This window comes from Terrimicrobium sacchariphilum, assembly GCF_001613545.1.
Lineage (GTDB): Bacteria > Verrucomicrobiota > Verrucomicrobiia > Chthoniobacterales > Terrimicrobiaceae > Terrimicrobium > Terrimicrobium sacchariphilum.
Genome location: NZ_BDCO01000002.1, coordinates 347,275 through 367,378 on the forward strand (window position 1 = coordinate 347,275; position 20,104 = coordinate 367,378).

Annotated in this window: 21 protein-coding genes; 6 read left to right on the plus strand and 15 right to left on the minus strand. The window is 61.1% G+C overall.

Annotated elements, in window-relative coordinates:
- Positions 1-19 precede the first annotated feature (19 nt).
- Positions 20-853, plus strand: coding sequence for a glutamate racemase (gene murI, locus TSACC_RS02285; RefSeq protein ID WP_075080548.1), 834 nt, complete (start codon positions 20-22; stop codon positions 851-853).
- Here murI and TSACC_RS21410 read toward each other — a convergent pair whose 3' ends face one another.
- Positions 854-1,297 (minus strand): DUF1810 domain-containing protein, encoded by a 444-nt coding sequence (locus tag TSACC_RS21410; RefSeq protein WP_075077783.1) that lies wholly within the window; start codon positions 1,295-1,297, stop codon positions 854-856.
- Positions 1,298-1,370: 73 nt separating this feature from the next.
- On the opposite strand from TSACC_RS21410, the gene TSACC_RS02295 reads away from it, so the two are divergent.
- Positions 1,371-2,975: a L,D-transpeptidase family protein gene (locus TSACC_RS02295; protein ID WP_075077784.1), complete on the plus strand. Its 1,605-nt coding sequence runs from the start codon at positions 1,371-1,373 to the stop codon at positions 2,973-2,975.
- Here TSACC_RS02295 and TSACC_RS02300 read toward each other — a convergent pair.
- Both TSACC_RS02300 and TSACC_RS02305 read right to left on the minus strand, forming a co-directional pair.
- Positions 2,972-3,520: a hypothetical protein gene (locus tag TSACC_RS02300; RefSeq protein WP_153811211.1), complete on the minus strand. Its 549-nt coding sequence runs from the start codon at positions 3,518-3,520 to the stop codon at positions 2,972-2,974. The two genes, TSACC_RS02295 and TSACC_RS02300, sit on opposite strands and share 4 nt — an antisense overlap.
- Before the next feature lie 7 nt (positions 3,521-3,527).
- Positions 3,528-3,896 carry a hypothetical protein gene (locus TSACC_RS02305; RefSeq protein WP_075077786.1) on the minus strand — a complete coding sequence of 123 codons (369 nt, stop codon included), beginning with the start codon at positions 3,894-3,896 and terminating at the stop codon, positions 3,528-3,530.
- A 151-nt stretch (positions 3,897-4,047) separates the two neighbouring features.
- Here TSACC_RS02305 and TSACC_RS02310 point away from each other — a divergent pair, with 151 nt between their 5' ends.
- Entirely contained in the window at positions 4,048-5,004 is a 957-nt protein-coding gene (locus tag TSACC_RS02310; RefSeq protein ID WP_084400136.1) for a PEP-CTERM sorting domain-containing protein, read from the plus strand.
- Here the strand turns inward: TSACC_RS02310 and TSACC_RS02315 are convergent.
- From TSACC_RS02315 to ahr, 3 genes are all read right to left on the minus strand, one after another.
- The gene (locus tag TSACC_RS02315; protein ID WP_153811212.1) at positions 4,985-5,464 is read right to left on the minus strand and encodes a hypothetical protein; all 480 of its coding nucleotides are present in this window, start codon (positions 5,462-5,464) and stop codon (positions 4,985-4,987) included. The genes TSACC_RS02310 and TSACC_RS02315 overlap by 20 nt on opposite strands.
- 392 nt (positions 5,465-5,856) lie before the next feature.
- A complete protein-coding gene (locus TSACC_RS02320) occupies positions 5,857-7,254 on the minus strand; it encodes a dihydrolipoyl dehydrogenase family protein (protein WP_075080549.1) in 1,398 nt (465 codons plus the stop codon).
- A gap of 35 nt (positions 7,255-7,289) precedes the next feature.
- Positions 7,290-8,309 carry an NADPH-dependent aldehyde reductase Ahr gene (ahr, locus tag TSACC_RS02325; RefSeq protein ID WP_075077789.1) on the minus strand — a complete coding sequence of 340 codons (1,020 nt, stop codon included), beginning with the start codon at positions 8,307-8,309 and terminating at the stop codon, positions 7,290-7,292.
- Between the two features lie 145 nt (positions 8,310-8,454).
- Between ahr and TSACC_RS02330 the strand changes: the two genes are divergently transcribed.
- Positions 8,455-9,150, plus strand: a complete 696-nt coding sequence (locus TSACC_RS02330) for a TetR/AcrR family transcriptional regulator (protein ID WP_075077790.1) — start codon at positions 8,455-8,457, stop codon at positions 9,148-9,150.
- 40 nt (positions 9,151-9,190) lie between these two features.
- On the opposite strand, the gene TSACC_RS02335 is transcribed toward TSACC_RS02330, so the two are convergent.
- From TSACC_RS02335 to TSACC_RS02365, 7 genes are all read right to left on the minus strand, one after another.
- Positions 9,191-9,535, minus strand: coding sequence for a hypothetical protein (locus tag TSACC_RS02335; protein ID WP_075077791.1), 345 nt, complete (start codon positions 9,533-9,535; stop codon positions 9,191-9,193).
- Between the two features lie 77 nt (positions 9,536-9,612).
- Positions 9,613-10,002: a RidA family protein gene (locus tag TSACC_RS02340; RefSeq protein ID WP_075077792.1), complete on the minus strand. Its 390-nt coding sequence runs from the start codon at positions 10,000-10,002 to the stop codon at positions 9,613-9,615.
- On the minus strand, positions 9,999-10,706 hold the full coding sequence (locus TSACC_RS02345; RefSeq protein ID WP_075077793.1) for a pseudouridine synthase: 708 nt from the start codon (positions 10,704-10,706) through the stop codon (positions 9,999-10,001). Before TSACC_RS02345 ends, TSACC_RS02340 begins: the two co-directional genes overlap by 4 nt.
- A 6-nt stretch (positions 10,707-10,712) precedes the next feature.
- Positions 10,713-10,868, minus strand: coding sequence for a small basic protein (locus TSACC_RS02350; protein ID WP_075080550.1), 156 nt, complete (start codon positions 10,866-10,868; stop codon positions 10,713-10,715).
- A 102-nt stretch (positions 10,869-10,970) separates the two neighbouring features.
- On the minus strand, positions 10,971-11,510 hold the full coding sequence (gene sufT / locus TSACC_RS02355) for a putative Fe-S cluster assembly protein SufT (protein ID WP_075077794.1): 540 nt from the start codon (positions 11,508-11,510) through the stop codon (positions 10,971-10,973).
- Positions 11,511-11,512: 2 nt separating this feature from the next.
- Positions 11,513-11,980, minus strand: coding sequence for an iron-sulfur cluster assembly scaffold protein (locus TSACC_RS02360; RefSeq protein ID WP_075077795.1), 468 nt, complete (start codon positions 11,978-11,980; stop codon positions 11,513-11,515).
- On the minus strand, positions 11,977-12,510 hold the full coding sequence (locus TSACC_RS02365; RefSeq protein WP_075077796.1) for a rhodanese-like domain-containing protein: 534 nt from the start codon (positions 12,508-12,510) through the stop codon (positions 11,977-11,979). The genes TSACC_RS02360 and TSACC_RS02365 overlap by 4 nt, the downstream gene beginning before the upstream one ends.
- 98 nt (positions 12,511-12,608) lie before the next feature.
- Between TSACC_RS02365 and TSACC_RS02370 the strand changes: the two genes are divergently transcribed.
- Both TSACC_RS02370 and pssA read left to right on the plus strand, forming a co-directional pair.
- Positions 12,609-13,250: a phosphatidylserine decarboxylase gene (locus TSACC_RS02370; protein ID WP_075077797.1), complete on the plus strand. Its 642-nt coding sequence runs from the start codon at positions 12,609-12,611 to the stop codon at positions 13,248-13,250.
- Positions 13,247-14,077: a CDP-diacylglycerol--serine O-phosphatidyltransferase gene (gene pssA / locus TSACC_RS02375; RefSeq protein ID WP_075077798.1), complete on the plus strand. Its 831-nt coding sequence runs from the start codon at positions 13,247-13,249 to the stop codon at positions 14,075-14,077. Before TSACC_RS02370 ends, pssA begins: the two co-directional genes overlap by 4 nt.
- 3 nt (positions 14,078-14,080) lie before the next feature.
- Here the strand turns inward: pssA and bamA are convergent, their stop codons facing one another.
- Both bamA and TSACC_RS02385 read right to left on the minus strand, forming a co-directional pair.
- Positions 14,081-16,180 (minus strand): outer membrane protein assembly factor BamA, encoded by a 2,100-nt coding sequence (bamA, locus tag TSACC_RS02380; RefSeq protein ID WP_075077799.1) that lies wholly within the window; start codon positions 16,178-16,180, stop codon positions 14,081-14,083.
- Positions 16,177-20,052, minus strand: a complete 3,876-nt coding sequence (locus tag TSACC_RS02385; RefSeq protein WP_075077800.1) for a translocation/assembly module TamB domain-containing protein — start codon at positions 20,050-20,052, stop codon at positions 16,177-16,179. The genes bamA and TSACC_RS02385 overlap by 4 nt, the downstream gene beginning before the upstream one ends.
- Between the last annotated feature and the right edge of the window lie 52 nt (positions 20,053-20,104).

The window sequence follows — 20,104 nt, forward strand, 5'->3', positions numbered from 1 at the left end:
GCTGGATAGCGTGTATCGGATGGATATTGAAGACTCGCGCGACCCGCGCCGCGACCCCATTGGGGTGTTCGACTCAGGCATCGGTGGCCTGACCGTGGCAGCCGCGCTGAAGACCCTGCTTCCCTCGGAGACGATTTTTTACATAGGGGACACGGCACGAGTGCCTTACGGCGGAAAGAGCCGCAAGACCATCGAGCGATATGGGGTCGAGATCGGCGGATTGCTCCTGGCGGAACAGGCGAAGATCATCGTGGTGGCCTGCAACACCGCCTCGGCACTTGCCGTGCCGCGCATGACAGACGTTTTCAAGGTGCCGATCCAGGGAGTAATCACGCCCGGAGCTGCGGCCGCGGTCGCTGCAACGAAGTCCGGTCGCATCGGGGTCATTGGCACGCGGGCGACGGTTTCCAGCGGAGCCTATGGCAAGGCCATTCATGCCATCGATCCCAAGGTTCGCGTCTTTAGCGAAGCCTGCCCGCTGCTGGTCCCGCTCATCGAGGAGGCAATGTTTGAGGACCCCATTACCGATCAGGTCCTGGAACGTTATCTCGCTCCATTGCTCGCGCAGGATATCGATACCCTCGTCCTGGGGTGTACGCATTATCCCCTCGCTCGCGAGGCTATCGGACGGGCAGCCGGGCCGGGAGTGACCTTGGTCGACTCCGCGGAGAATTGTGCGCTCGCCGTGAAGACGCTCCTGGAAGAGCGGCAGCTCGGCGCGCCTGATGATCAGTTGGGCCGCCTCGACGTGGCGCTCACCGACTCCACAGAAGGTTTCCTCCGCACGGCTCAGGATGCGTTGGAGCTTGAGATCGGCGACGTGCAGCTCCGGACCGTCCAGGCCTCGGAGTAATCAACTCGCTCGCAGGGTGTAGGCGCAGCGGGTATAGCCTTGCGTCTCCGTACGGGTGAGCACGTCTTCGCAAGCCTCTTGCAAGGCCCGGTCCTGGGCCGCCCTGGCGAAAAGCGTCATGGACGAGACGAGCTTCATCGCATCAGTTCGCCCGCCCATCAGATTCTCCGGCGAGGCGCCGGCTGCCAGATGTCGCTGTACGACAGCCGTGATTTCGATCAGTCGGGCGCAGAGGACGGGATGTTCGGCATATTCCCGGGCTTCCCTCAGGTCGCGTATTCCGTAGTTTTGCGCCATCGGGGATGTCCCCAGTCCTTTGAGCTGGGGAAAGATATACCAGATCCAGTGGCTGACTTTGCGCTCGGCATGGAGCTCGGCAAGGGCATCGGCATAGCCGTTCGACGGGCTGTTCTGGGCTTCGAGGAATCGGGCGATGGTCGGCATGGTTTGCGAGTGGAGAGAGGGGAAATCGCAACTCCCGAGTTGCACTTTCCCGGAAATCTTCACATTCCAAGGTATGGTTCGCCACTTTTTATCGGCTGTGTTCCTGGTGCTGGCCGGGTCGCTCGCCTGCGCACAGGTCCCACAGGCCCCTGCCAAGCCGCTGACTCGCAATGTCGAGCCGGGTCTGGAGCAGGCCGTGAAGTGGCGCTGGATGCCCGTACCTTCCGATGGCTCGGCCTGGGGCGAGACACCTCCGGCCGCACCTCGTCCTGTTGCGACACCGATCCAGGACATGTCGACACCGACACCCCAATCGACCTACGAGGTGAAAAAAGGCGATGTCCTGGTCGTGATCGCCCGGCGATTCGGGCTCTCGGCCATCCATCTGAAGAAGTTCAACAATCTCGACACCGACATGATCCGCATCGGTCAGGTGCTGAACATCCCAACTCCTGAGCAAGCCCGGGCGATTGCTCCTCTGCCGGCGGATATCCAAAAAGCCAACGCCGCGAAGAAGGAGAAAAAGGATCCCGCCACAGAACAAAGGGATACGCTTATCCTGCAAATCTTCCTCGACCGTGAAGGTTTCTCAGCGGGACCCATTGACGGCAAACCCGACGCCACGCTCGCCCGAGTGTCTGAGTTGTACCAGGCCAATCATTCCGACGCCTCCACGCCCGAGGCTCTCTTGCAAAAGGCCAAGTCGGTTGTGGGTAACGACATTTTTGGCCAGTACACGCTGCGCCCCGAGGATTATGAGTTCATCGTCACGCCCAAGGCCCAGCGCGTCGAAGCTGCCGCTCCCATCGGTACGAAACCCCGTAGCACCATCGCCTACGAGGCTCTGATTTCCGCGCCCATGCTGGCCTATCGGGGGCCGTGGGAATTCGTGGCAGAGCGCTTCCACTGCGATGAGGTTTTCCTGCGTAGCATCAATCCCGAGATCCAGACTGTGCCGCAGGCTGGCACGACATTTCGCGTCCCGCGTGTGATGCCCTTTGCCATCGAGGGCGCGTTGCGCCAGCCGCTCCAACCTGAGCCCAATAGCGCCCATCCCGTCACCGCCGCGATCGAGGATCTTTCTCTGCTCAAGATCCGCCGCGGAGAGGAACTCGTCGCTGTCGTACCGGTGACCTCCGCCCGCCCGGGCCTGCGTGGCCGCGGCACATGGACGATCCTCAACGCCATACCCCGTCCCCGGCTGGAAACCCGCCAGGAGCCAATGGCGGCCGCGACTCCCGCTCCCCGGCTTTTTGGCGCGTCTGAGGCAAATCCCGAGCCTGCTCCGACTCCGTTGCAGGAACCACAGTATCTCGCAGCCGGTCCCAACAACCCCGCCGGAATCATCTGGATTAATCTCGCCAAGTCCGACAGCACCGAGCCGCTGCCCTACGGTCTCCACGGCACCAGCATTCCTGATCAGGTGAGGCAATACGACAGCATCGGCGGCTTTCGCATGGCCAACTGGAACATCGCCCGTGTCGCCCGGCTCCTTCCCGTTGGCACGTCGCTCGTCTGGACCCAGGCCGTCCCCGTTCCCGTTGCTCCAGCCAATGGCTCCGGCACTGTCCCCGTCGCCCCGGCGCAGATCGTGACTCCCGCCGACCGGGCGGCTCAGGATGCTTTCGTTGTCCCGGAACCCTCCCCGGCCTCGACCAATACCCCGCCTACGCTTTAGGGCGCGGGCGAATTCGGGAGCACCTGCCCGCCCAGCAGTTGGCGAAACGGACTGATGGGCGACTGGGATTGCCGGGCTGCGTAGGTGAGCAGCTCTTGCAAGGAGCGAAATTGCGTCAAGGGTCCCTCAAAGTGAAATGAAGGCGAGACTTGCAGTGGATTGTCTGAGGTGAAGCGCAACGTGCCCTTGTCCTTCGTGAGATACACGAGGGTGATGGTGTCGCGGGGGAATTCCAGATGCGCACCGGGTGCGAAATCGCCCGGGGGAGATTCCACGATCAGTACGCCGCCCCGGAAGAATGGCCGCGCTCCCTTGAAGCTCACGATCTCCGAGTACTTCATGTAGAGAAAGACCGTCCCGTTCAGCGACCCCTTTGCACGGAAACTCAGGTGCCGGAAGGCGTAGATATAGTCGGCCTGCTCAGCCAGCGCGGAGCCGGACATCAGCGACGTTGGCTTCGCCTCTGATGGCAAGACGCCCAGGCACAGCCCTGCGGAGAAGAGGGCAAGGATCGCCCAGGCACGAGAGCCGCGTAGAGATTGCATGTCCTTGCTATTGCGGAGTCAATACGACCCCATGAGGCACATAGCTTACTTTCATATTGAGCTGGCTGGCGATCACATTCAGCACCTGTGCCATCGAGGCACTGTGCACTTCCAGCGAGAGCCTCGGCTCAAACGGAGCCTCGGACTTGAGCTTGAGAATCAGATCGACACCTCGGCCGCTCGGGTCGGACTCCGAGGACAGCTTGCGAAGATCACTTAGCGCACTCCGGAGCGTTACGTTTTGCACCTTGAACTCCGGGATGATGATGGAGTTTGCCTCCGCAGCTCTCATGGCTGCTTTGGGATCAGTCTGGCATCGCGCCGCTGGCGGATGCAGGAAAAACAGAACTGCGGCGGCGACGATCGGCAATCTCATGGCTGAGGAATAGTGGCATGCTACGTTGCGGGAAAGCGTGATGGGAGCCTTATTCGCGGCGTAAGCGGCCGATCCTCATCCAAAGAACCCTGCCGCTCAGGAAAAAATTCGCAACCTTGGTCAGGTGGGGTAGATTTACGTACTAATCCCCATGAACGCATATCCCCTGCATGCCCTTGGTATGTCCGCGTTTCTCTTTGCGGCATCCGCAGTGCCTTCCCAGGCGGCCCTGCTGGTTTACGAAGGCTTCAACTATACGACCGGCTCGACCTTGAACACCATCACGCCCAACGCGAGCACGGTCGGCCTCAACAAGACCACTGCTTACGCCGGCAATGGAGTCGCGAATTATACTGTGCAATCCGGGCTGGCGTTCGGTCCACTTACGACCTCGGGAGGCTCGATTTCCGCCACCGGTCCGACAGCCGTGGGCGCTGCCAAGCTCTCACTGAATTCTTATGTGGGCACGCTCTGGTCGAGCTATCTGGTCAACTTTTCCAGCTTCTCGAGCGTTGATAGAGGTGATGGAGCTCTGAGCCGCGTTTCCAATGATACTTCAAACAACGGGGAGCGATTCAACTCCTACGCCGATTCCCGGACTCCAAGCGGATCGCCGACATCGAATCTCGGTATTTCGTACAACGCAGCGAGCAATATCACGGTCGGCTCGACGGGGCTTGAACTGAACACCACGTATATTCTCATTTCCAGGTTTACGAACGTCGGTTCGAGTATTCCCGCTGGCACAGGCACCGGCACCCTCTATGCGCTGACCCTGAGCCAGTTCAATAGTTTCCTTTCCGCGGGAGGCACGGAGTCTTATCTCGATTCGGCGACTATTGGTACAGGTGCGTCCAATGTTACCGGCCGTGTCTCAAACACGAATAATAACAACACACCGACCACATATTGGTTCCAGTCCACCAACTACGCTCAGTTCGTCAATGTGAACGATAGCGTGACCTTCGACGAGCTTCGCTACGGCAGCACACTGACCGATGTCGTTCCCGTCCCGGAGCCACAGACGCTGGGACTCGCCGCTCTAGGCATGGCGGTAGCTTTCCTTTCCCTTCGCAAAAATCGCGTTCCTACAAGGGCGGCTGTTTAGCGAAGTGTTCCGTATTCTCGATCAGGTGTTCGAAGGATTTTCGCAAATCGGGCGACATGGTGTCTTGTCCCCGCTCCAGCGCAGCTTCAGCAAGCTCGTAGGCGTCGGGATCTTTGTCGCTGGATAGCGTGGAGAGAGCAAAGTACGCCGTTCTGAGATCACTTGACTGGCTCTTGGCCACGAGGAAGTCGCGAAGCTCTTGATCTTCGAAGCCGGTCATCAGGTCGAAAAATGCATAGCAGTTGTCTGGTTGTGTATTGGCTGCGCAAATCAGCAGCTCCTTGAGGGAGTGAAACTGGGGAAGCGGGTCCTTGTATTCGAAGACTGGGCAAAACTGCCAGTCGCCGTCCGGAGGCGGTTGAAGCAATCCCGATTCATTTTTCAAGAAGAGCAACGTCGCCAAGTTGTCAGGAAACTCGCGCGAGAATCCGCTGGGTATCCTTTCCGTCATGTCGGGCATAGTCAGGATAATCGTTCCCGTTTTTGGAAATCTCTCAGCCCCTTTGAGTGACTGGAGCTCACAATACTCCACCAGGAAAACCGTCTTTCCCGGGGCGGATTCGCGAGCCGTCCATTTTTTCCATCGGGCGACGCAGACGACATCGGAGTTGTCCCACATCCATTTTCCCGTTTGCGTTTGGAATGAGCGCCCGTGATTCGCCGCGATGGTCGAAAAGACAATCAGGAAGATGAGGATGGAGATATTCCTCATATCCAAGCGTTAGCAGAACTTGAGGCAACAGGATAGATGCAAAATGCTCTCTTTCTCGTTGCATCTACCCCGGACACTGGAACCCAATTCTTCGCGGGATGCAGAATTGCCCGCTATGCTTTGTTACTTGGTAATACGCTTCAGGTAACTCTAGCAGGTACGCTGCCAAAGAGGGCGATCAGCCCTTCTGGCATGGTCGGGTGCGTGAAGATCGTATCTCGGAGTGTTGTGAAAGGCAGTCCTGCTTGCATGACGATTTGCACAGGAGCCAGCAGATCTCCGGCACCTGTGCCAAAGGCGGTGAAGCCGAGGATGCGGTCGCCTTCCGGCTCTACCAGCGCTTTCATAAAGCCCCGTGTTTCGCCGAGAGTTCGCGTGCGCAATGCCGCTGCCATTGGCACCTTGGCCAGTCGATAGGATGCTCCGCGTGCTTTTGCTTCCTTCTCGCTCAGGCCCACTCGTGCGAGCTCCGGATCGGTAAACATACAGTACGGCACCTGCCGCCCGGTGGTCGTGCGATTGCCGCCTGCCCAGTTGTCCCGCACGATGCGAAAGTCATCGTACCCGATGTGGGTAAAGTACGGGCTGCCTGCGCAGTCTCCCACGGCCCATATATCGGGCGCGGTGGTCTCCAGGCGCTCATTCACCTTCACATGTCCGCGCTCTGTCACGTCCACGCCGGCCACCTCCAGGCCGATGCCCTCGGTATTTGGCAGCCGACCGGTTGCCGCCAGCAGGTGGGTGCCGTGGATCGTAATCTTCTTTCCGCTGTGCTCCGCATACACGGTCACCGCCTGGCCCGAGCGACCTTCCACATTCGTTACGTGGGTGCCCGTCAGGACTTCGATCCCCTCGTCGAGGAACAATCCATGCAGCGCTTCCGTCACGTCGTCGTCTTCCGAGTGCACCAGGCGTTCGTTCCGTTCCAACACTGTCACCCGGCTGCCGAACCGCCGCATCGCCTGCGACAGCTCGAGTCCGATGTATCCACCCCCCAGCACGATGAGATGTTTCGGGATGGAGTCGAGCTCCAGGGCCTCGATGTGGGTGAGGGGTGATGCCTCCGCCAGCCCCGGCGTGTCGTCCACCCGCGCCCGTGTTCCCGTATTGATTACCACCTGTTTTCCGAGAAGTTGACGAGTGTCCCCTTCAGGCGTCTTAACCTCGATCGCTTTGGGACCGATGAATCGCCCTGTTCCGAGAATTAACTCCGCGCCGCTCTTCTGAAAGTTTTCCAGATGCATGTCGAGCAAACCGGACACCATCTTGCGCTTCCTCTCACGCACGGCTTCCATGGCGATTTCCCAGTCCGGCGCGCGAATGCCGAATTCCGCCGCCCGGTGAAAATATGAGGCTACCTTGGCGCTATGTATGATGTTCTTGCTTGGCAGACACGCAATGTTCGGACACGACCCGCCGATATATTGGCGCTCGATCACCGCTGCGCGTCGGCCTTGCTTCGCCGCCGTCCAGGCCAGGTATTTCCCAGCCTCGCCGCTTCCGAGCACGACGAGGTCGTACTCCTCCCGAGAGGAAATGCTCACTTTTTGAAAATGGGGATCGATGGTCGGCCTTACGCAGCCAGATCGTTTTCCAGCACGATGCGATACCGTGCCTTGCCCGAGCGAAGATGCTCGAGGGCATCGTTCACTTTCGACATCGGGAAGAGCTCCGTCACCGGGGCCACGCCATGCCGCGCGCTGAAGTCGAGCATGTAATCCAATGCGGACGGGCTGCCCGTCGGGGAACCGGTGATCGACTTCTGCCCAAAGATGAGGCCGAGCGCCGGGACCTGCATCGGCTCCAGCACAGCGCCCACCACATGGAGGCGTCCCAGGGGAGCCAGCGTGTTGAGCAGCCCGGGGATATCCTGCGGTACGTTGATCGTGGAGATGATCAGGTCCAGGCTGCCGGCCAGCTTCTTCAGCGCATCGGGCTTCTTCGTGTTATGCACGAAATGCGCTCCCATTTGCTTAGCCTCGGCTTCCTTGCTGTCGCTGGTGGTGAAGGCATGCACTTCGCAGCCCCATTTGTTGGCAAATTGCAGCGCCATGTGGCCGAGGCCGCCGATGCCGATCACTCCCACGCGGGACGTCGGCGAAACACCATACGCGAGCAGGGGCGTGAAAACTGTCACGCCGCCGCAGAGGAGGGGGCCGGTCTTTTCAAAGCTCAGCGCCTCGGGTAGCGGTCGCGCCCAGAGCCACTGCACGCGCACCCGGTCGGCGAATCCTCCATGCCGTCCCACGATCGTACCCTGCGATGTCGCGCAAAGATTATGATGGCCCGAGATACACTGCGGGCAGGACAGACAGCTATAGGCCGACCAGCCCACGCCGACGCGCTGGCCGATCTTCAGGCCCTTCGCCTGCTCTCCCAGCGCCACGACCGTTCCGGTCACTTCGTGCCCGGGCACGAAGGGATATCCTGTCATGCCCCAGTCATTGTCGAGCATCGAGAGGTCCGAGTGGCAGATGCCGCAATGCGAGACCTGGATTTCGACTTCCTCCGGTCCCAGATCACCTGGATCATAACTATAGGGCTCCAGGGTTCCTTTGGCGTTCGTGGCGGCGTAGGCGTGGATCTGACTCATGATGTGTGTGCGGTTGCTTTCCGTGGGTTTTCGAAAGAAAGTGGAAACGTGCGAAATCTTCCTGCGATGGCTGGTCTCTCTTTTGGCTTTTTAAATTTCAGCCAACCGTTAGATAAATAAGAGAACACTGTTCTCTTGTCAAATCATGGCCGCGAAAAAAATCCCCGCATTCAGCCGAGCTCGCACCCCGGAGCAAATCGAGTCCCGGCAATCCGCCATCCTCGCGGCCGCCTATGACCTGCTGAAAGAAAAGGGTCTGGAGAATGTCAGCCTCGGCGACATCGCCACCCGGGCGGGTACGGTAAAGTCCAATCTCTATCGCTACTTTGAGTCGCGGGAGCACATCTATCTGCTCGTCCTCCAGCGCCATGGCGTCCAATGGGCTGCCGATGTGCAGGCCGCGCTCCACCGGCTGCGGGGCCGGGGCACGCCCGCGCGTGTGGCCCGCGCCGTCACCGCGACGTTTCTCAAGCATGGCGACTACTCGCGAATGGTCGGTGTCTTCAATCCCGTCCTGGAGCATGCGCTCACGCCCGCCCTCGTGCTCAATTTTCGCATCGGATTTCTTGCACGGCGCAAACTTCTCGCTGCTGCCATGGCGCATGCTCTGCCCGCCCTGTCGGAGGAGGCTGCCTTAGAGCTGACGATTCCCATCTTCGCCCACGTCGGCGGCATCTGGCCGCTTTGCCAGATCTCTGCCGATACGAGACAGCTTCTTTCCGCCCCGGAACACGCGCATCTCGTCATTGATTTCGAGACGGAAATGAGCCGGTTCCTGCAAACCCTCATCACCGGGGCGCTATCTACGGACAGTCGCCCCTCCAAGGCTCCCAAAGGATAAGCTAATACGATTAGCTGCCTGCTTAAGCCAGTGAGCGCTTCTACGCGTTGCGCGTGAAATTGTTGAACAGAGTGAGCCCGATCAGCACGGCTCCGGCTCCCATGGACAGAAACGAAAGCATCCTGCTGAGAAGCGAATGCCTGGGCGCATCCGGAGGGATGAATTTGTAGCTCGATCCGATCCAAAGCCGGTCGCCGAGGAGCGAGGCCAGGCCAGCGCCGATCAAGGCGGCTCCGCCCATCGCGGGAAAAAGGAGGTCCGGGACGAGCAAGGACAGATTGTGCCGACGCCCGGTGCTGGCAACGCCGATTACGGCTCCGACCAGGAGGCCGAGGAGATACTGCAAGCTCCAGGCGAGCCAGTCGGCTTGGCGGTTTTCCTCCATGAAGACGGAGAAAGGAAACGGAATCGCGGTTGCCGCGAAGGGCAGTGGTGTTGAAAAAGCCCTTCGCGAATTCGCTTCTAGGAGTTCAGGACGGCGACGCACTCGATCTCGACGTCGAAGCCGAGGAGCTGCGCGCCGACCGTGGCGCGGGCGGGTTTGGACTCGCCGAAGTGCTTGCCGTAGACCTCGTTCATTTCCTTGAAGGTCTCCGGATTCAGCTCGGAGAGGTAGACGCGGCAGCTCACGACATCGGCGAGCGTCGCGCCCGCCTGGGCGAGGACGTTGCGGATGTTGGTGATGACGATCTCGGTTTGTTCCGCGATCGTGCCGCGCTGGATCTTCCCGGCGGCGGCGTCAAATGGCACCATGCCGGAAACGAAGACGAATTTCCCCTCTCCGACAACACCGAGAGAGTAGGGACCAAGGGCGGGTGGCGAACCTGCGAAGGCTGCGATGGGTGATTTCATTTAGCCTTCTTTTTACCGCTTCCCGAGAGCAAGGCAACTTCGCTGGCCTTGAGCAAACGCCATTCTCCGCATTTCAGGCGGCCCATCTCGACGGGGCCGATGCGGACGCGCATGAGGCGCTTCACCTCATAGCCCATCTGGTAAAACATCAGGCGGATCTGGCGCTTGAGTCCCTGGCGGAGAATGACTTTGAGGTGCGTCGGGGCGATCACGTGTAGACCCTCGACCTTGGCGCGGCCCTCCTCGGTCTGAAAACCGCGGAGAAACTTGGGCTTCAGGGTGGAGTCGAAGGGCTTGTCGATCAGCACCTCGTACTCCTTGTCCACCTCATGGGCGGGGTGGGTCAGGCGTTGGGACAGGTTGCCGTCGTTCGTGAGCAGGATGAGACCTTCACTGTCCTTGTCGAGGCGGCCGACATGGAAAAGCCGACCAAAGTGGCCCGGGATCAGGTCGAAGATGGTCTTGCGGCCACGCTCATCGGACCGCGTGCAGACGTAGCCGCGCGGTTTGTGAAGCAGGAGATAGACTTGGGGGGCGGATCGGGCGGTCTTACCAGCGACGCGAACGTCGTCCTCTGGACTTACGGTCGTGGCAAGCTCGCGGACGAAGTGCCCGTTGATCGAGACCTTGCCATCGAGAATAAGCGCTTCGCAGGCTCGCCGGGAACCATAGCCCGCGGCGGCCAGAAAGCGGTTGAGTCGCATTGCGACCTATTCTTCAGGCTTGGTCTTGGGCAGACCGATCACGCGCTGGCCTTCGGTGAACTGGCCGCGCTTTTTGAGGAGCTCGACACGCTCAAAGCGCTTGAGCACACTGCGCTTGGCTTTGATAGCGCCTTGGCCCTTAAGGCTGGGATGTTGACTCATAGGGCGGGAAAGTTTCGTCGGAAATCCACGAAAAGCAACCGAAAACCGCACGTTGGCGCGATTTAAGCCGAAACGTTCGTGGATTCCCTTGATTATGAACGACTAGACGAGGCCGAGTTTCATGCGGCCTTCCTCGCTGATCATGGATTGATTCCATGCCGGATCCCACACGAGCTCGACTTCGGCGTCTTCGATGCCGTCGAGAGCGAGAATCTTGTAGCGGGCGTCCGACGCGATGGCGGGACCCATGCCGCAGCCGGGAGCGGTGAGGGTCATCTTGACCAGCACGGAGGCGCCGCCGGATTCCTTTTTGGTCACCTGACAGTCGTAAATCAGGCCCAGGTCGACGACGTTGACGGGGATTTCCGGGTCAAAGACGGTCTTGAGCTGGTTCCAGACGGCCTCCTCGAGCGGGCCGCTGATGGCGACTTTCTCGCTGCCTTCCTTGGTGGGATCAAGGCCGAGGGCGTCGGCGTCCTTGTACTCGATGCGGGCGAGGCCGCCGGGCGTGGCTACAGTGTAGGTGCCGCCGAGGGACTGGGTGATGATGACATTCATCCCCGCGGGCAGCACGATCGGGTGGCCGCTGGGGATCTGGATCGCGTCGCAATCGCGTGACAGGGTGATTTCTCGGTGGTCCATGGCTATTTCTTGAAAGTGATTTTCAGCCCGCTGGCTTTTTCCTGCAGGCTGTCGATGAGGGTGGGAGCCTGCTGGGGAGCAGGCGCGGCCGGTTTGGATTCCCCGGCCAAGGCGTCCTTGAGCGCGCCCTCGACGAGCTGGGCGCAGTGAATCTTCATGGGCGGGAGCGGCCCGAGCGGAGCGGAAAGGTCCTCACCGGAGAGCGAAAGCGCCTCGGTGGGCGTCTTGCCGCGGATCAACTCCGTCGCCACGCTGGCGACCGCAATGGCCGTCTGGCAGCCGAAGGTCTGGAAAGTCGCCTTGTCGATGACCTTGCGACCGTTCTCCTCCTTGAACTTCACCCACATGCGCAGCATGTCGCCGCAGCCTTCACTGCCGACCGTGCCCACAGCATCGGCCTCGGACATTTCTCCGACGTTTTGCGGGTTGCGGAGGGCTTCCTGGATTTTGGCTTCGAGATCGTCGCTCATTCGAGAGTGTAGCGGGGAAGGGTTGAGTCCACCTCGAGGCTCCAGGCGTCGATACCGCCGCGGAGGCCCTTGACGGTGGTGAGGCCGTGACCGGCGAAATACGTGGTGGCGTCGAGCACCTTGCTGCCCTGGTGGTCAATCAGGATAACCTGCCGTCCGGTGGCGGCGGTGCCGAGGACCTCCTGCATGGTTTCCTGGGTGAACTTGCTGGAGCCCGGGATGTGCACGGCGTCAAACTCCTCCTGCGTACGGATGTCGATGAAGTCTGCTTCCCCCGCTGCGAGGGTTTTCGCGGCGTCGGAGGGTTCGACGAGGAGCTTTTTGTCCTCTTCCCACGCGAGGCGTACGTTTTCCAGCACCTGCTCAGGATCGAGACCGCCATTGCGCTCGCAAACCTGCGCCAGGGTCTCGTCGGGACGGAAGCCGCAACTCTGGCAGCCGCCGATGTGGTAGTGCCGGAAGAGAGCCCGTTGAGCCCCGGGGAACTCCATCAGGAGCTCCTGCATCGTCATGTCGGATTGCACTGCCATCCCAACAGCCTAGGCGGTTCGGCGGTGATTTCAACACGCGAGGACAAAGAACTCGCAATCGGACTAGCGCCCGCCCGACATCCCGCTATGCTGCCGCGATGAAGTTTCGAGCGTTGGGCGAGGCCCGATGGATTTTGGGCATTCTGGGCGTGTGCTGGATCGCGACGGTCCTGCTCTTTCCCATTCTGTCCATCGTGGTGGCGCTGATGTTCCTGTTTTCAGTCTATTTCTTTCGCGACCCCGAGCGTCAGCCGCCTGCGGACCTGCAACTGGTCGTCGCCCCGGCGGACGGCCTGGTCGTGCAAGTGGAGGAACTCGATGAAACCGAGCACCTGAATACCAAGGTGAAGCGCATCGGCATTTTCCTTTCCGTTTTCGACGTTCACGTGAACCGCAGCCCGATCGAGGGTGAAATCATTCACTCTCAGGGAGCCAAGGGTCGTTTCGTAGATGCACGTAACCCCGCTTCATCCCAGCTCAATGCCCGCCGCACCTGGGTCATCGCCGGGGCGCAGGGCACTGTCATTGTGAGGCAGATCACGGGCGCGATTGCCCGCCGCATCTGCCCGTGGAAAGCGGTCGGCGATCACCTTGAACGCGGGGAGCGTTTCGGTATGATCCGCTTCGGCTCCCGTACGGAAGTCGATCTGCCACTGGAAGCGGAAATCCTTGTGAAGAAGGGTGACCGGGTGAAGGGCGGCGAGACGGCGGTGGCCAGGTTGATCCACAAAGCCAAATGACATCGCCCCGGGAGCCCAAGGTGTACCTCCTGCCGAACCTGATGACGGCAGGAAACCTGTTTTGCGGATTTGCCGCCGTCCTCCGGCTCATCGAGGCGGCTCTCATTCTCGACAATGGCGGCTCCGTCGTGGCCCAGTACCACCAGGCGATCCTCTTTATTCTCGGCGCTTGCGTCTTTGACCTTCTCGACGGTCGGCTGGCCCGCCTCGGCGGCAGCGAGAGCGCCTTTGGCCGGGAGTTTGATTCCATCGCGGACATTGTCTCCTTCGGCGTCGCCCCGGCGCTCATGGTGTACCAGATGGTGCTCCGCGATTTTGAGGGCAACATCGGCTGGCTCATCGCCTTCGTTTACCTGCTCTGCGGCGCGCTGCGCCTCGCGCGGTTCAACTGCTATGCCCAGGCCAAGCAGCCGAACGATCCGCCCTCCGACGAGTTCGTCGGTTTCCCGATTCCCGCCGCCGCCGGGCTGATTGCCTCGCTCACGCTTTTCATGCTCTGGCTCCAGGAGGGTGAGCGCACCATCGGTCAGTGGAAGTACGCCCTCGCCGCGCTCATGCTCTTCCTGTCGTTCATGATGTTCAGCCATGTGCGCTACCCGAGCTTCAAGGGTCTCGGCTGGCGGTCGCAGCGCTCCATCCCGCGCTTCCTCCTCATCATCGTGATCATCGTCTTCAGCGCGGTGAACTACCAGTGGATGCCCGCGCTGATGTTCGTCCTGTTTCTCATCTACGGTTTTGTGCGTCCCTTCATCTCGAAAGCGTGGCGCCGCGAGATCGAGGAGGACGAGGGTGATCATCCGGAGATCACCCCGGGCAACGGGAAGTAACCCCTAAAACGCGACGCCGATCGCGAAATTCCACGCGCCCTGCGCCTCGCCATCACGAGGCGAGGGATTCAGGCCGTAGTCGAGGCGGATCGAGCCGATGGGCAGATTGTACCGCAGCCCAGCGCCGATCGCGTAGCGCATGTCCTCCAGGCCGAAATTTGCCGCGTCCGAAATCACGTTGCCTGCATCGGTAAAGACCGCTCCGAACAAATCGCCGATAATCGGGAAGGTGTATTCCAGGTTGAAGACCGTGAACGCCTCGCCGCCAAGCGGGTATCCATTTTTGTCGCGAGGACCCAGGGTGTATTCCGAGAAGCTTCGCACCGTGGTCGCGCCGCCGTTGAAAAATCGCTCGTCGATCGGCAACGGCTCATCCGTGAGCGAGGAAATGATGCCGCCTCGCGCTCCGATGGCGAGCGACGATCGCGCCGTGATCGGCAGGTAGTAGGAGAACCGAGCCACTCCGCGGATATAAGCCACGCTGCCGAGACCATCCGGCGCGAAATCCACCGCCGAGGTCAAAATGTACCCGCGAGTCGGAAGGGCCTTGTTGTTGCGGTAGTCCAGCGTCTGGGTCATGCCGATGGCAAAGAGCGGGTAGCTTTCGCGCCCGACCAGACTCTCCGGCGTGATGAGGATGTTGGTCGTGCGATTGTACTCCGCGAGGATGAAGGCCGAGACGTTCCAGTGATCGGTGATGTCCTTTTGGATCGAGGGGCGGAAGCCAAGCTCGTTCTTGGTGAAACCCCGCATGTCCCGCGTGATGCCGTAGGCGCGCACCTCCAGCTCGTAGTCGGTCTCGAGGAACCACGGATCGGAATATTTGATCTGCCCGTTGTACCCGCGCTGGTTGATTTCCGCATCGATGGTCAGCGGGCGCCCGGTGCCGAAGAGATTGCGATCGGCATAGCTGAGGCTCACGATGCCGCCATCGTAGGTGGCATAACCAACGCCGATGCCAAACTCGCGCGGCTTCGCCTCATCCACCGCCACATCGAGCCGGAGCTGGTTGCCATTTACGGGAGTCGGGGTGATGCGGACATTGCGGAAAAGCCCCGTGTCGATCAGCTCTCGGAACCCGCGATCCACCCGCGCCGGGTCATATGTCTGGCCGCTCAGGCTGGCGAGGCGGCGCTGAATAAAGGCGGTCTTCACCCCGCTGTTGCCCGTCACCGCAACGCCATCGAAGAAATATTTGATGCCCGGCTGGAGCTGGATCGTGATGGGGACCACGCCGTCCTTGGCTTCCATCGGGTCGCCATTGGCCCGTACCGTCGCGGTGAAATACCCGCGCTGGCGGTAGTAATCCTCCAGCGCACGTTCCGCCGCGAGGAGGCGACCGGGAGTGAAGATATTCTTCGTCTGCTCGGCCACGGCCGCCAGGAGGTCCTCGCGGGGAAAAACGAGCGGTCCCTCAAACTTGATCGCGCCAAACCGGTACTGGGTGCCCTCGGTGATCTTGAGGGAAATGTTCGCGACCGTCCCGTCCTCGCTGAAGGTCGGGTCCGGGTCGGAAACCTCCGCATCGAGATAACCCTCCGAGGCATAGAGCCGACGAACCAGATCGGCCCCGGCGCGGACATCGACATCCACGTACGGCAGGCGCAGAACATCGCGGATGCGCGGGAAGCGTTCGCGGGTGGGGCCGAGGAGATATTTCTCAATTGTCTCGGAGTCGTAGGCAGTATTGCCTGTCACTGTGATCTCACCCAGTCGCACGAGCGAACCTTGATCAACGCTGAGGCGAAGCTGCCAGGGTCCGGTGATGGTGGCGGTCACCTCGGCGTCGGCGTAGCCATTCTTCCGATAAAACGACTCAAGGAAAAATCCCGCATCGTAGGCATTGGGTTCATCCAGGCCGTATTTTTCAATTTCCCGCACCTGGCGGTCGATGCCTTCGCGCAAGCGCCGTTCGGGAAAGGCTGTCGCGCCGACAAACTCCACCTGCAGCCGTCCATTCACGCGGGGGCGGGATTCCTGCAAGGGCGGCAATTCGTCCGGCGCGGTCGGGTGCTCGCGCTCCGGTGGCGCATCAGTTTGCGCCCTCGTCAATCCGGCGCCTCCCAGCAGGACGCTCAGCAACAGGGAAAGCGGCTTCTTCATTTGAATCGCAGCAGGTATTTCACCTGCCCCCGGAAGTTACCGCCGACATCGACGCCGCCGACGAGTGCGAATTGGTCGCTCAAGGGAATGCGCAATCCCGCGCCCTGCTTGCCAGTTTTGGGATCGGTCATGCCAACGTCGAACTGGATGCGGCTGAGAAAGGTGTCATTGGCGGGCGGACTGTTGCGGCGGAAAATGCTGTTGTAGGCTTTTTGGAAGAGCAGGATGGCGGCGCGACCGGCCACGGCATTCGGGTCGCTGGTCAGCTCACGCGTGGTCATGCCCGTGGCGATGAGCGAGACGATCTCGGATTGCGGCAGCGGCGGGTCGCTGGTGAAGATCGCATTGGGCGCCGTGATGGGTCCCTGCACCATGACCCGCACATCATAGTCGCGGATGGCTGAGGTGCCGCGAATGTCGAGCTGCGGGACGAATGGATGCTCGGGCCGGAAAAAGACGGCGCTGTTGCCGATATCGAGCCGGCTGAAAGGAAGCGAGGCGACCAACTGATCGATGCGCACCACGCCGTCGGCCCACGGTCGCAGGCCCGTGCCGCCGATTCGCAGATCGATCGAGATCTTGCCATTGGCGAGATTGCCCTGAACCAGGAACGGATCAGCCGTCCGGACTCGGACATCGAATGTCCAATCCCGGAGCGGTGGCTGCGGAAAGCTCACGATGGCAGGCTCTTCCGGCGGTTGCGGAGCAGGGCGTCCGGGGAGGCCGATGGGGAGGATGTCGATATTTCGGAAGAACCGGCTGCGGGTGATATTTACGTCGCCGGTGACCCTCCCGGCGTTGAGCGGACCCGCCACGCGGAGATTGCTCGTGATGCGTGCCGTGACGTCGTCATTTTGCATCACGAGGGCGTTCACCGTGCCGATGCGCAGATCGAATGTCGGGTTATTGAGAGGAGCAAAGACCACGTTGCCTCCGGCGTTGAAGGAACCGCCTGCGATTCCTCCCCGGCAGCGCGTAATCGTCACGCGGTCTCCGGCGAAATTCAGGAGGAACGATGCATCATTCACGGGCGGCAGGCTCGGGTCGGTGAAGCGAAGGGTTGAGAGATCGGCCGCCACGCTGCCGGAGAGATTTGGTTGAGCAAAAGTGCCGTCGATACGGACATTGGCTTCCGCCGTTCCGCGGCTCTGGCGAATCGCCGGGACGAGTGCGCTCAAGACCGTCAGCGAGGATCGCGGCAGAGAAACGGCCAGTTGAATCGGCGTGGCCGGATCGATCGTGTTTTCCCGGCGGATCTTCACCAGATCGAGCGGCACGTCGCCCGTGATGCGCAGCGGCTGGATCAGGGGCTGGCGCAGCTCTCCGGTCAGGCCCAGGCGGTCGTTGCGCACGGTCGCGTTGAGATCGAGATTTGCCGGGGCGAGGTCGGGCGTGGATTGGGATCGCACCCCGGTGGCGCGAAGGGCGAGGTTTGCCTCCAGGTCGTCGATGGTTCCTCGCCCGGTGATGGTCATATTGACAATTCCCCGTACCGGAGGCGGGTTCTGGCCGAGCTGGGTGAGGAGGCGTTGGAGATCGAGATTGTCGGTGCGCAGGTTCAGCGCGACCGGCTGATCATTCGGGATGAGCAGATCCTGATTCTGGATGTTCGCAAGGTCGAGCGGCAGGGAAAGGGCGCCGGACAATACGGTGAGCTGCTGCTGGCGGACGACGAGATTGGTAACGCTTAATACCTTGTCGCGCCAGGCGAGGGCGAACTGTGCCGAGGCCAGGCTGCTGGAGACGCGGAAATTGGGGAGGCTGATCGTCTCCGGCGTGTAGGTGGCATTGAACCTCGCGGCGAGGTTGCGCTGATCCGCATAGACGCCGTTGGTCAGCTCCAGCGAGGCCTGGCCGGAATGCGCCGTTTTGGTTCCATTCCCCTGCCATTGGACTGCCAGCGCCCCACCAAGCTCCGGGGCATCCGGACCGAGCAACGGGCGAAAGACCGCGAGGTTCCGCAGGGCGATGTCGAGGCGTCCATGATAGGCGAAGGGATCAGTCAGATCCGCCTCGCCCTCCGCGCTGAGCGAGTTGCGATCATCCACCACGAGCGAGAGCTGGCTGATGGTGGCGTGGTTTTGCTGGACGGCGATCTTTGCATCCAGCGAGCGGACGGGTACCCCCTGCGCCCGGATCTCCCGCCCCTCGATCGTGAGATCGCCGGAGTAAACGCCCTGGGTGATCTGCGCCTGACCATCGGCCTTCACCCGGCCCGCCAGTTCCGTGCCGCTCTCCGGTGCCACGAAGGCATTCAGCTGGGGTGCGTCGATGTGGAATTTCGCGCTGCCCGGTTGTGCCGTCCAGGATGCGAGGTCGTCGGGCAACAGATACTCGCCCTCCAGCGCGACGCGATTGCCGGATTTCTCGATCGTAAGCTGCGTGAGTCGCACCGCCGCACCATCGGTTTTGGCCGCGAGAGCAATCTGGTCCGTGGAATAATCGCCGATCTTCGTCGCCGCCACGCCGCCCTCGAGATTCGCCTTCGATCCGGCAAAGACGGGTCCCTCGGCCTGCAAATCCTTCTCCACGGTGAAAGTGAAATGACTGCCCATCGCCTCGATGTCGCCGGCGGTTACGCGATCCGAATCCAGTACGCCCGTGATCTTCGCGAGGTGGCGGTCGAGAGCGAACTCGGCGTTCAGCTTTGCGGTACCGGAGACCGGCGCCGAATCTGACCAGAGCGCGGCAAGGTCGGGTAAACTGGCATCCAGCACGCCCTGCGCCTTGGTCTCGATGAAGCCATCCAGCCTGGCGGGAAGAGCCGTCTCGGCATTGAGGCGAATCGTGTTTCCCGCGCGAGCCTCGACGTTTGCGGCAACCTTGGCGCGCGCGTTGCCCAACTCCGCGGCGACAGTGACATTGCCTGCCTGAATGGCGTCGGCGGTGACTCCGGTAAGAGCCACGTCCACTTTGCCGGTCCAGCTGTCGGGCTTCTCGGGCAGGCCATCGAAAGCGATATGCACGGTCGGTATTTCCGCCTCAATGGGAAGGGCGAGATTCAGATAGGCGCTGAGGACGTGCAGCGATAGCCCGGTCACATCCAGTCGGAGGGCGAGCTTGTTCGTGTCGTTGAGATCGTCGACTTTGGCCGAAAGCTTGGTTCGCCCTTGGAACAAGGTGCCCTCAAAGCCCAGCTTGAGCTGGTTGTCGTCGAGCCGGGAGGCGTCAAGATTCAGCACATCGACGGCGATTTCGGGTCCGATGATGAGGTTTCGCAGGAAAAGATTCCGGTCGTGAAAAGTCGTCTCCGCCGAAATATCCGTCCACCGGCGCACGCCGGGAATATTCAGTGTCTTGATCGCAAATGTCCCGGCGCGGTCAGGCAGCAAGGTGAAGGTGAAGCCCCCCAGCTCCGTGTCGCCGCCGGGGGCGTGCGAGACGAAGTTGACGTTCTCGATGCGCAGGATTTCCGGGAACAGGGCGGGGAACTTGAAGCGCTGCGGCTTCTCCTCCTTCTCTGGCGGAAGCGGTTCGCCGGGCGTGAGGCCGATGAAGGCATCTTTGATCTCCACCGTCTTGAGCAAGGCCGGGAGTCCTTTGCGGAAAAGCCCCCACAGGCTGTATTGCAGACGGATCGTGCCGATTTCGAGCTGATCGATCGGGCCCGGTTCCGTCGGTACGGCCTTGAGCCGGGTGACATAAAGGCTGGTAAAAATCGACCCGCCGATGTCGTAGGTCAGATCGAGATGCTGCTGCTTGGCGGCGCGAACGATGAAATACCGCGATCCCTCAAAAATCAGCGGGCGGTGAAAGATCGCCAGCAGCAGGAACAGGGCGAGCAGCACGACCAGCACCCGGCGCAGCCAGCGGCGGCGCGGCTTGCGAGCGGGTGTTTTGGTGGAGTCGGGTGCTGGCGTTTCGTCGGACACGCTAGGCGGGCTGGGCCGGGTGGCGTTTCTTTTCGGGAATCATCGGGTGCGT

What these genes read in the sequence shown, in the direction of transcription:
- murI (WP_075080548.1), top strand. Translation starts at nt 20, where the DNA reads ATGGATATTGAAGACTCGCGCGACCCGCGCCGCGACCCCATTGGGGTG.
- TSACC_RS21410 (WP_075077783.1), bottom strand. Translation starts at nt 1,297, where the DNA reads ATGCCGACCATCGCCCGATTCCTCGAAGCCCAGAACAGCCCGTCGAAC.
- TSACC_RS02295 (WP_075077784.1), top strand. Translation starts at nt 1,371, where the DNA reads ATGGTTCGCCACTTTTTATCGGCTGTGTTCCTGGTGCTGGCCGGGTCG.
- TSACC_RS02300 (WP_153811211.1), bottom strand. Translation starts at nt 3,520, where the DNA reads ATGCAATCTCTACGCGGCTCTCGTGCCTGGGCGATCCTTGCCCTCTTC.
- TSACC_RS02305 (WP_075077786.1), bottom strand. Translation starts at nt 3,896, where the DNA reads ATGAGATTGCCGATCGTCGCCGCCGCAGTTCTGTTTTTCCTGCATCCG.
- TSACC_RS02310 (WP_084400136.1), top strand. Translation starts at nt 4,048, where the DNA reads ATGAACGCATATCCCCTGCATGCCCTTGGTATGTCCGCGTTTCTCTTT.
- TSACC_RS02315 (WP_153811212.1), bottom strand. Translation starts at nt 5,464, where the DNA reads ATGCCCGACATGACGGAAAGGATACCCAGCGGATTCTCGCGCGAGTTT.
- ahr (WP_075077789.1), bottom strand. Translation starts at nt 8,309, where the DNA reads ATGAGTCAGATCCACGCCTACGCCGCCACGAACGCCAAAGGAACCCTG.
- TSACC_RS02330 (WP_075077790.1), top strand. Translation starts at nt 8,455, where the DNA reads ATGGCCGCGAAAAAAATCCCCGCATTCAGCCGAGCTCGCACCCCGGAG.
- TSACC_RS02335 (WP_075077791.1), bottom strand. Translation starts at nt 9,535, where the DNA reads ATGGAGGAAAACCGCCAAGCCGACTGGCTCGCCTGGAGCTTGCAGTAT.
- TSACC_RS02340 (WP_075077792.1), bottom strand. Translation starts at nt 10,002, where the DNA reads ATGAAATCACCCATCGCAGCCTTCGCAGGTTCGCCACCCGCCCTTGGT.
- TSACC_RS02345 (WP_075077793.1), bottom strand. Translation starts at nt 10,706, where the DNA reads ATGCGACTCAACCGCTTTCTGGCCGCCGCGGGCTATGGTTCCCGGCGA.
- TSACC_RS02350 (WP_075080550.1), bottom strand. Translation starts at nt 10,868, where the DNA reads ATGAGTCAACATCCCAGCCTTAAGGGCCAAGGCGCTATCAAAGCCAAG.
- sufT (WP_075077794.1), bottom strand. Translation starts at nt 11,510, where the DNA reads ATGGACCACCGAGAAATCACCCTGTCACGCGATTGCGACGCGATCCAG.
- TSACC_RS02360 (WP_075077795.1), bottom strand. Translation starts at nt 11,980, where the DNA reads ATGAGCGACGATCTCGAAGCCAAAATCCAGGAAGCCCTCCGCAACCCG.
- TSACC_RS02365 (WP_075077796.1), bottom strand. Translation starts at nt 12,510, where the DNA reads ATGGCAGTGCAATCCGACATGACGATGCAGGAGCTCCTGATGGAGTTC.
- TSACC_RS02370 (WP_075077797.1), top strand. Translation starts at nt 12,609, where the DNA reads ATGAAGTTTCGAGCGTTGGGCGAGGCCCGATGGATTTTGGGCATTCTG.
- pssA (WP_075077798.1), top strand. Translation starts at nt 13,247, where the DNA reads ATGACATCGCCCCGGGAGCCCAAGGTGTACCTCCTGCCGAACCTGATG.
- bamA (WP_075077799.1), bottom strand. Translation starts at nt 16,180, where the DNA reads ATGAAGAAGCCGCTTTCCCTGTTGCTGAGCGTCCTGCTGGGAGGCGCC.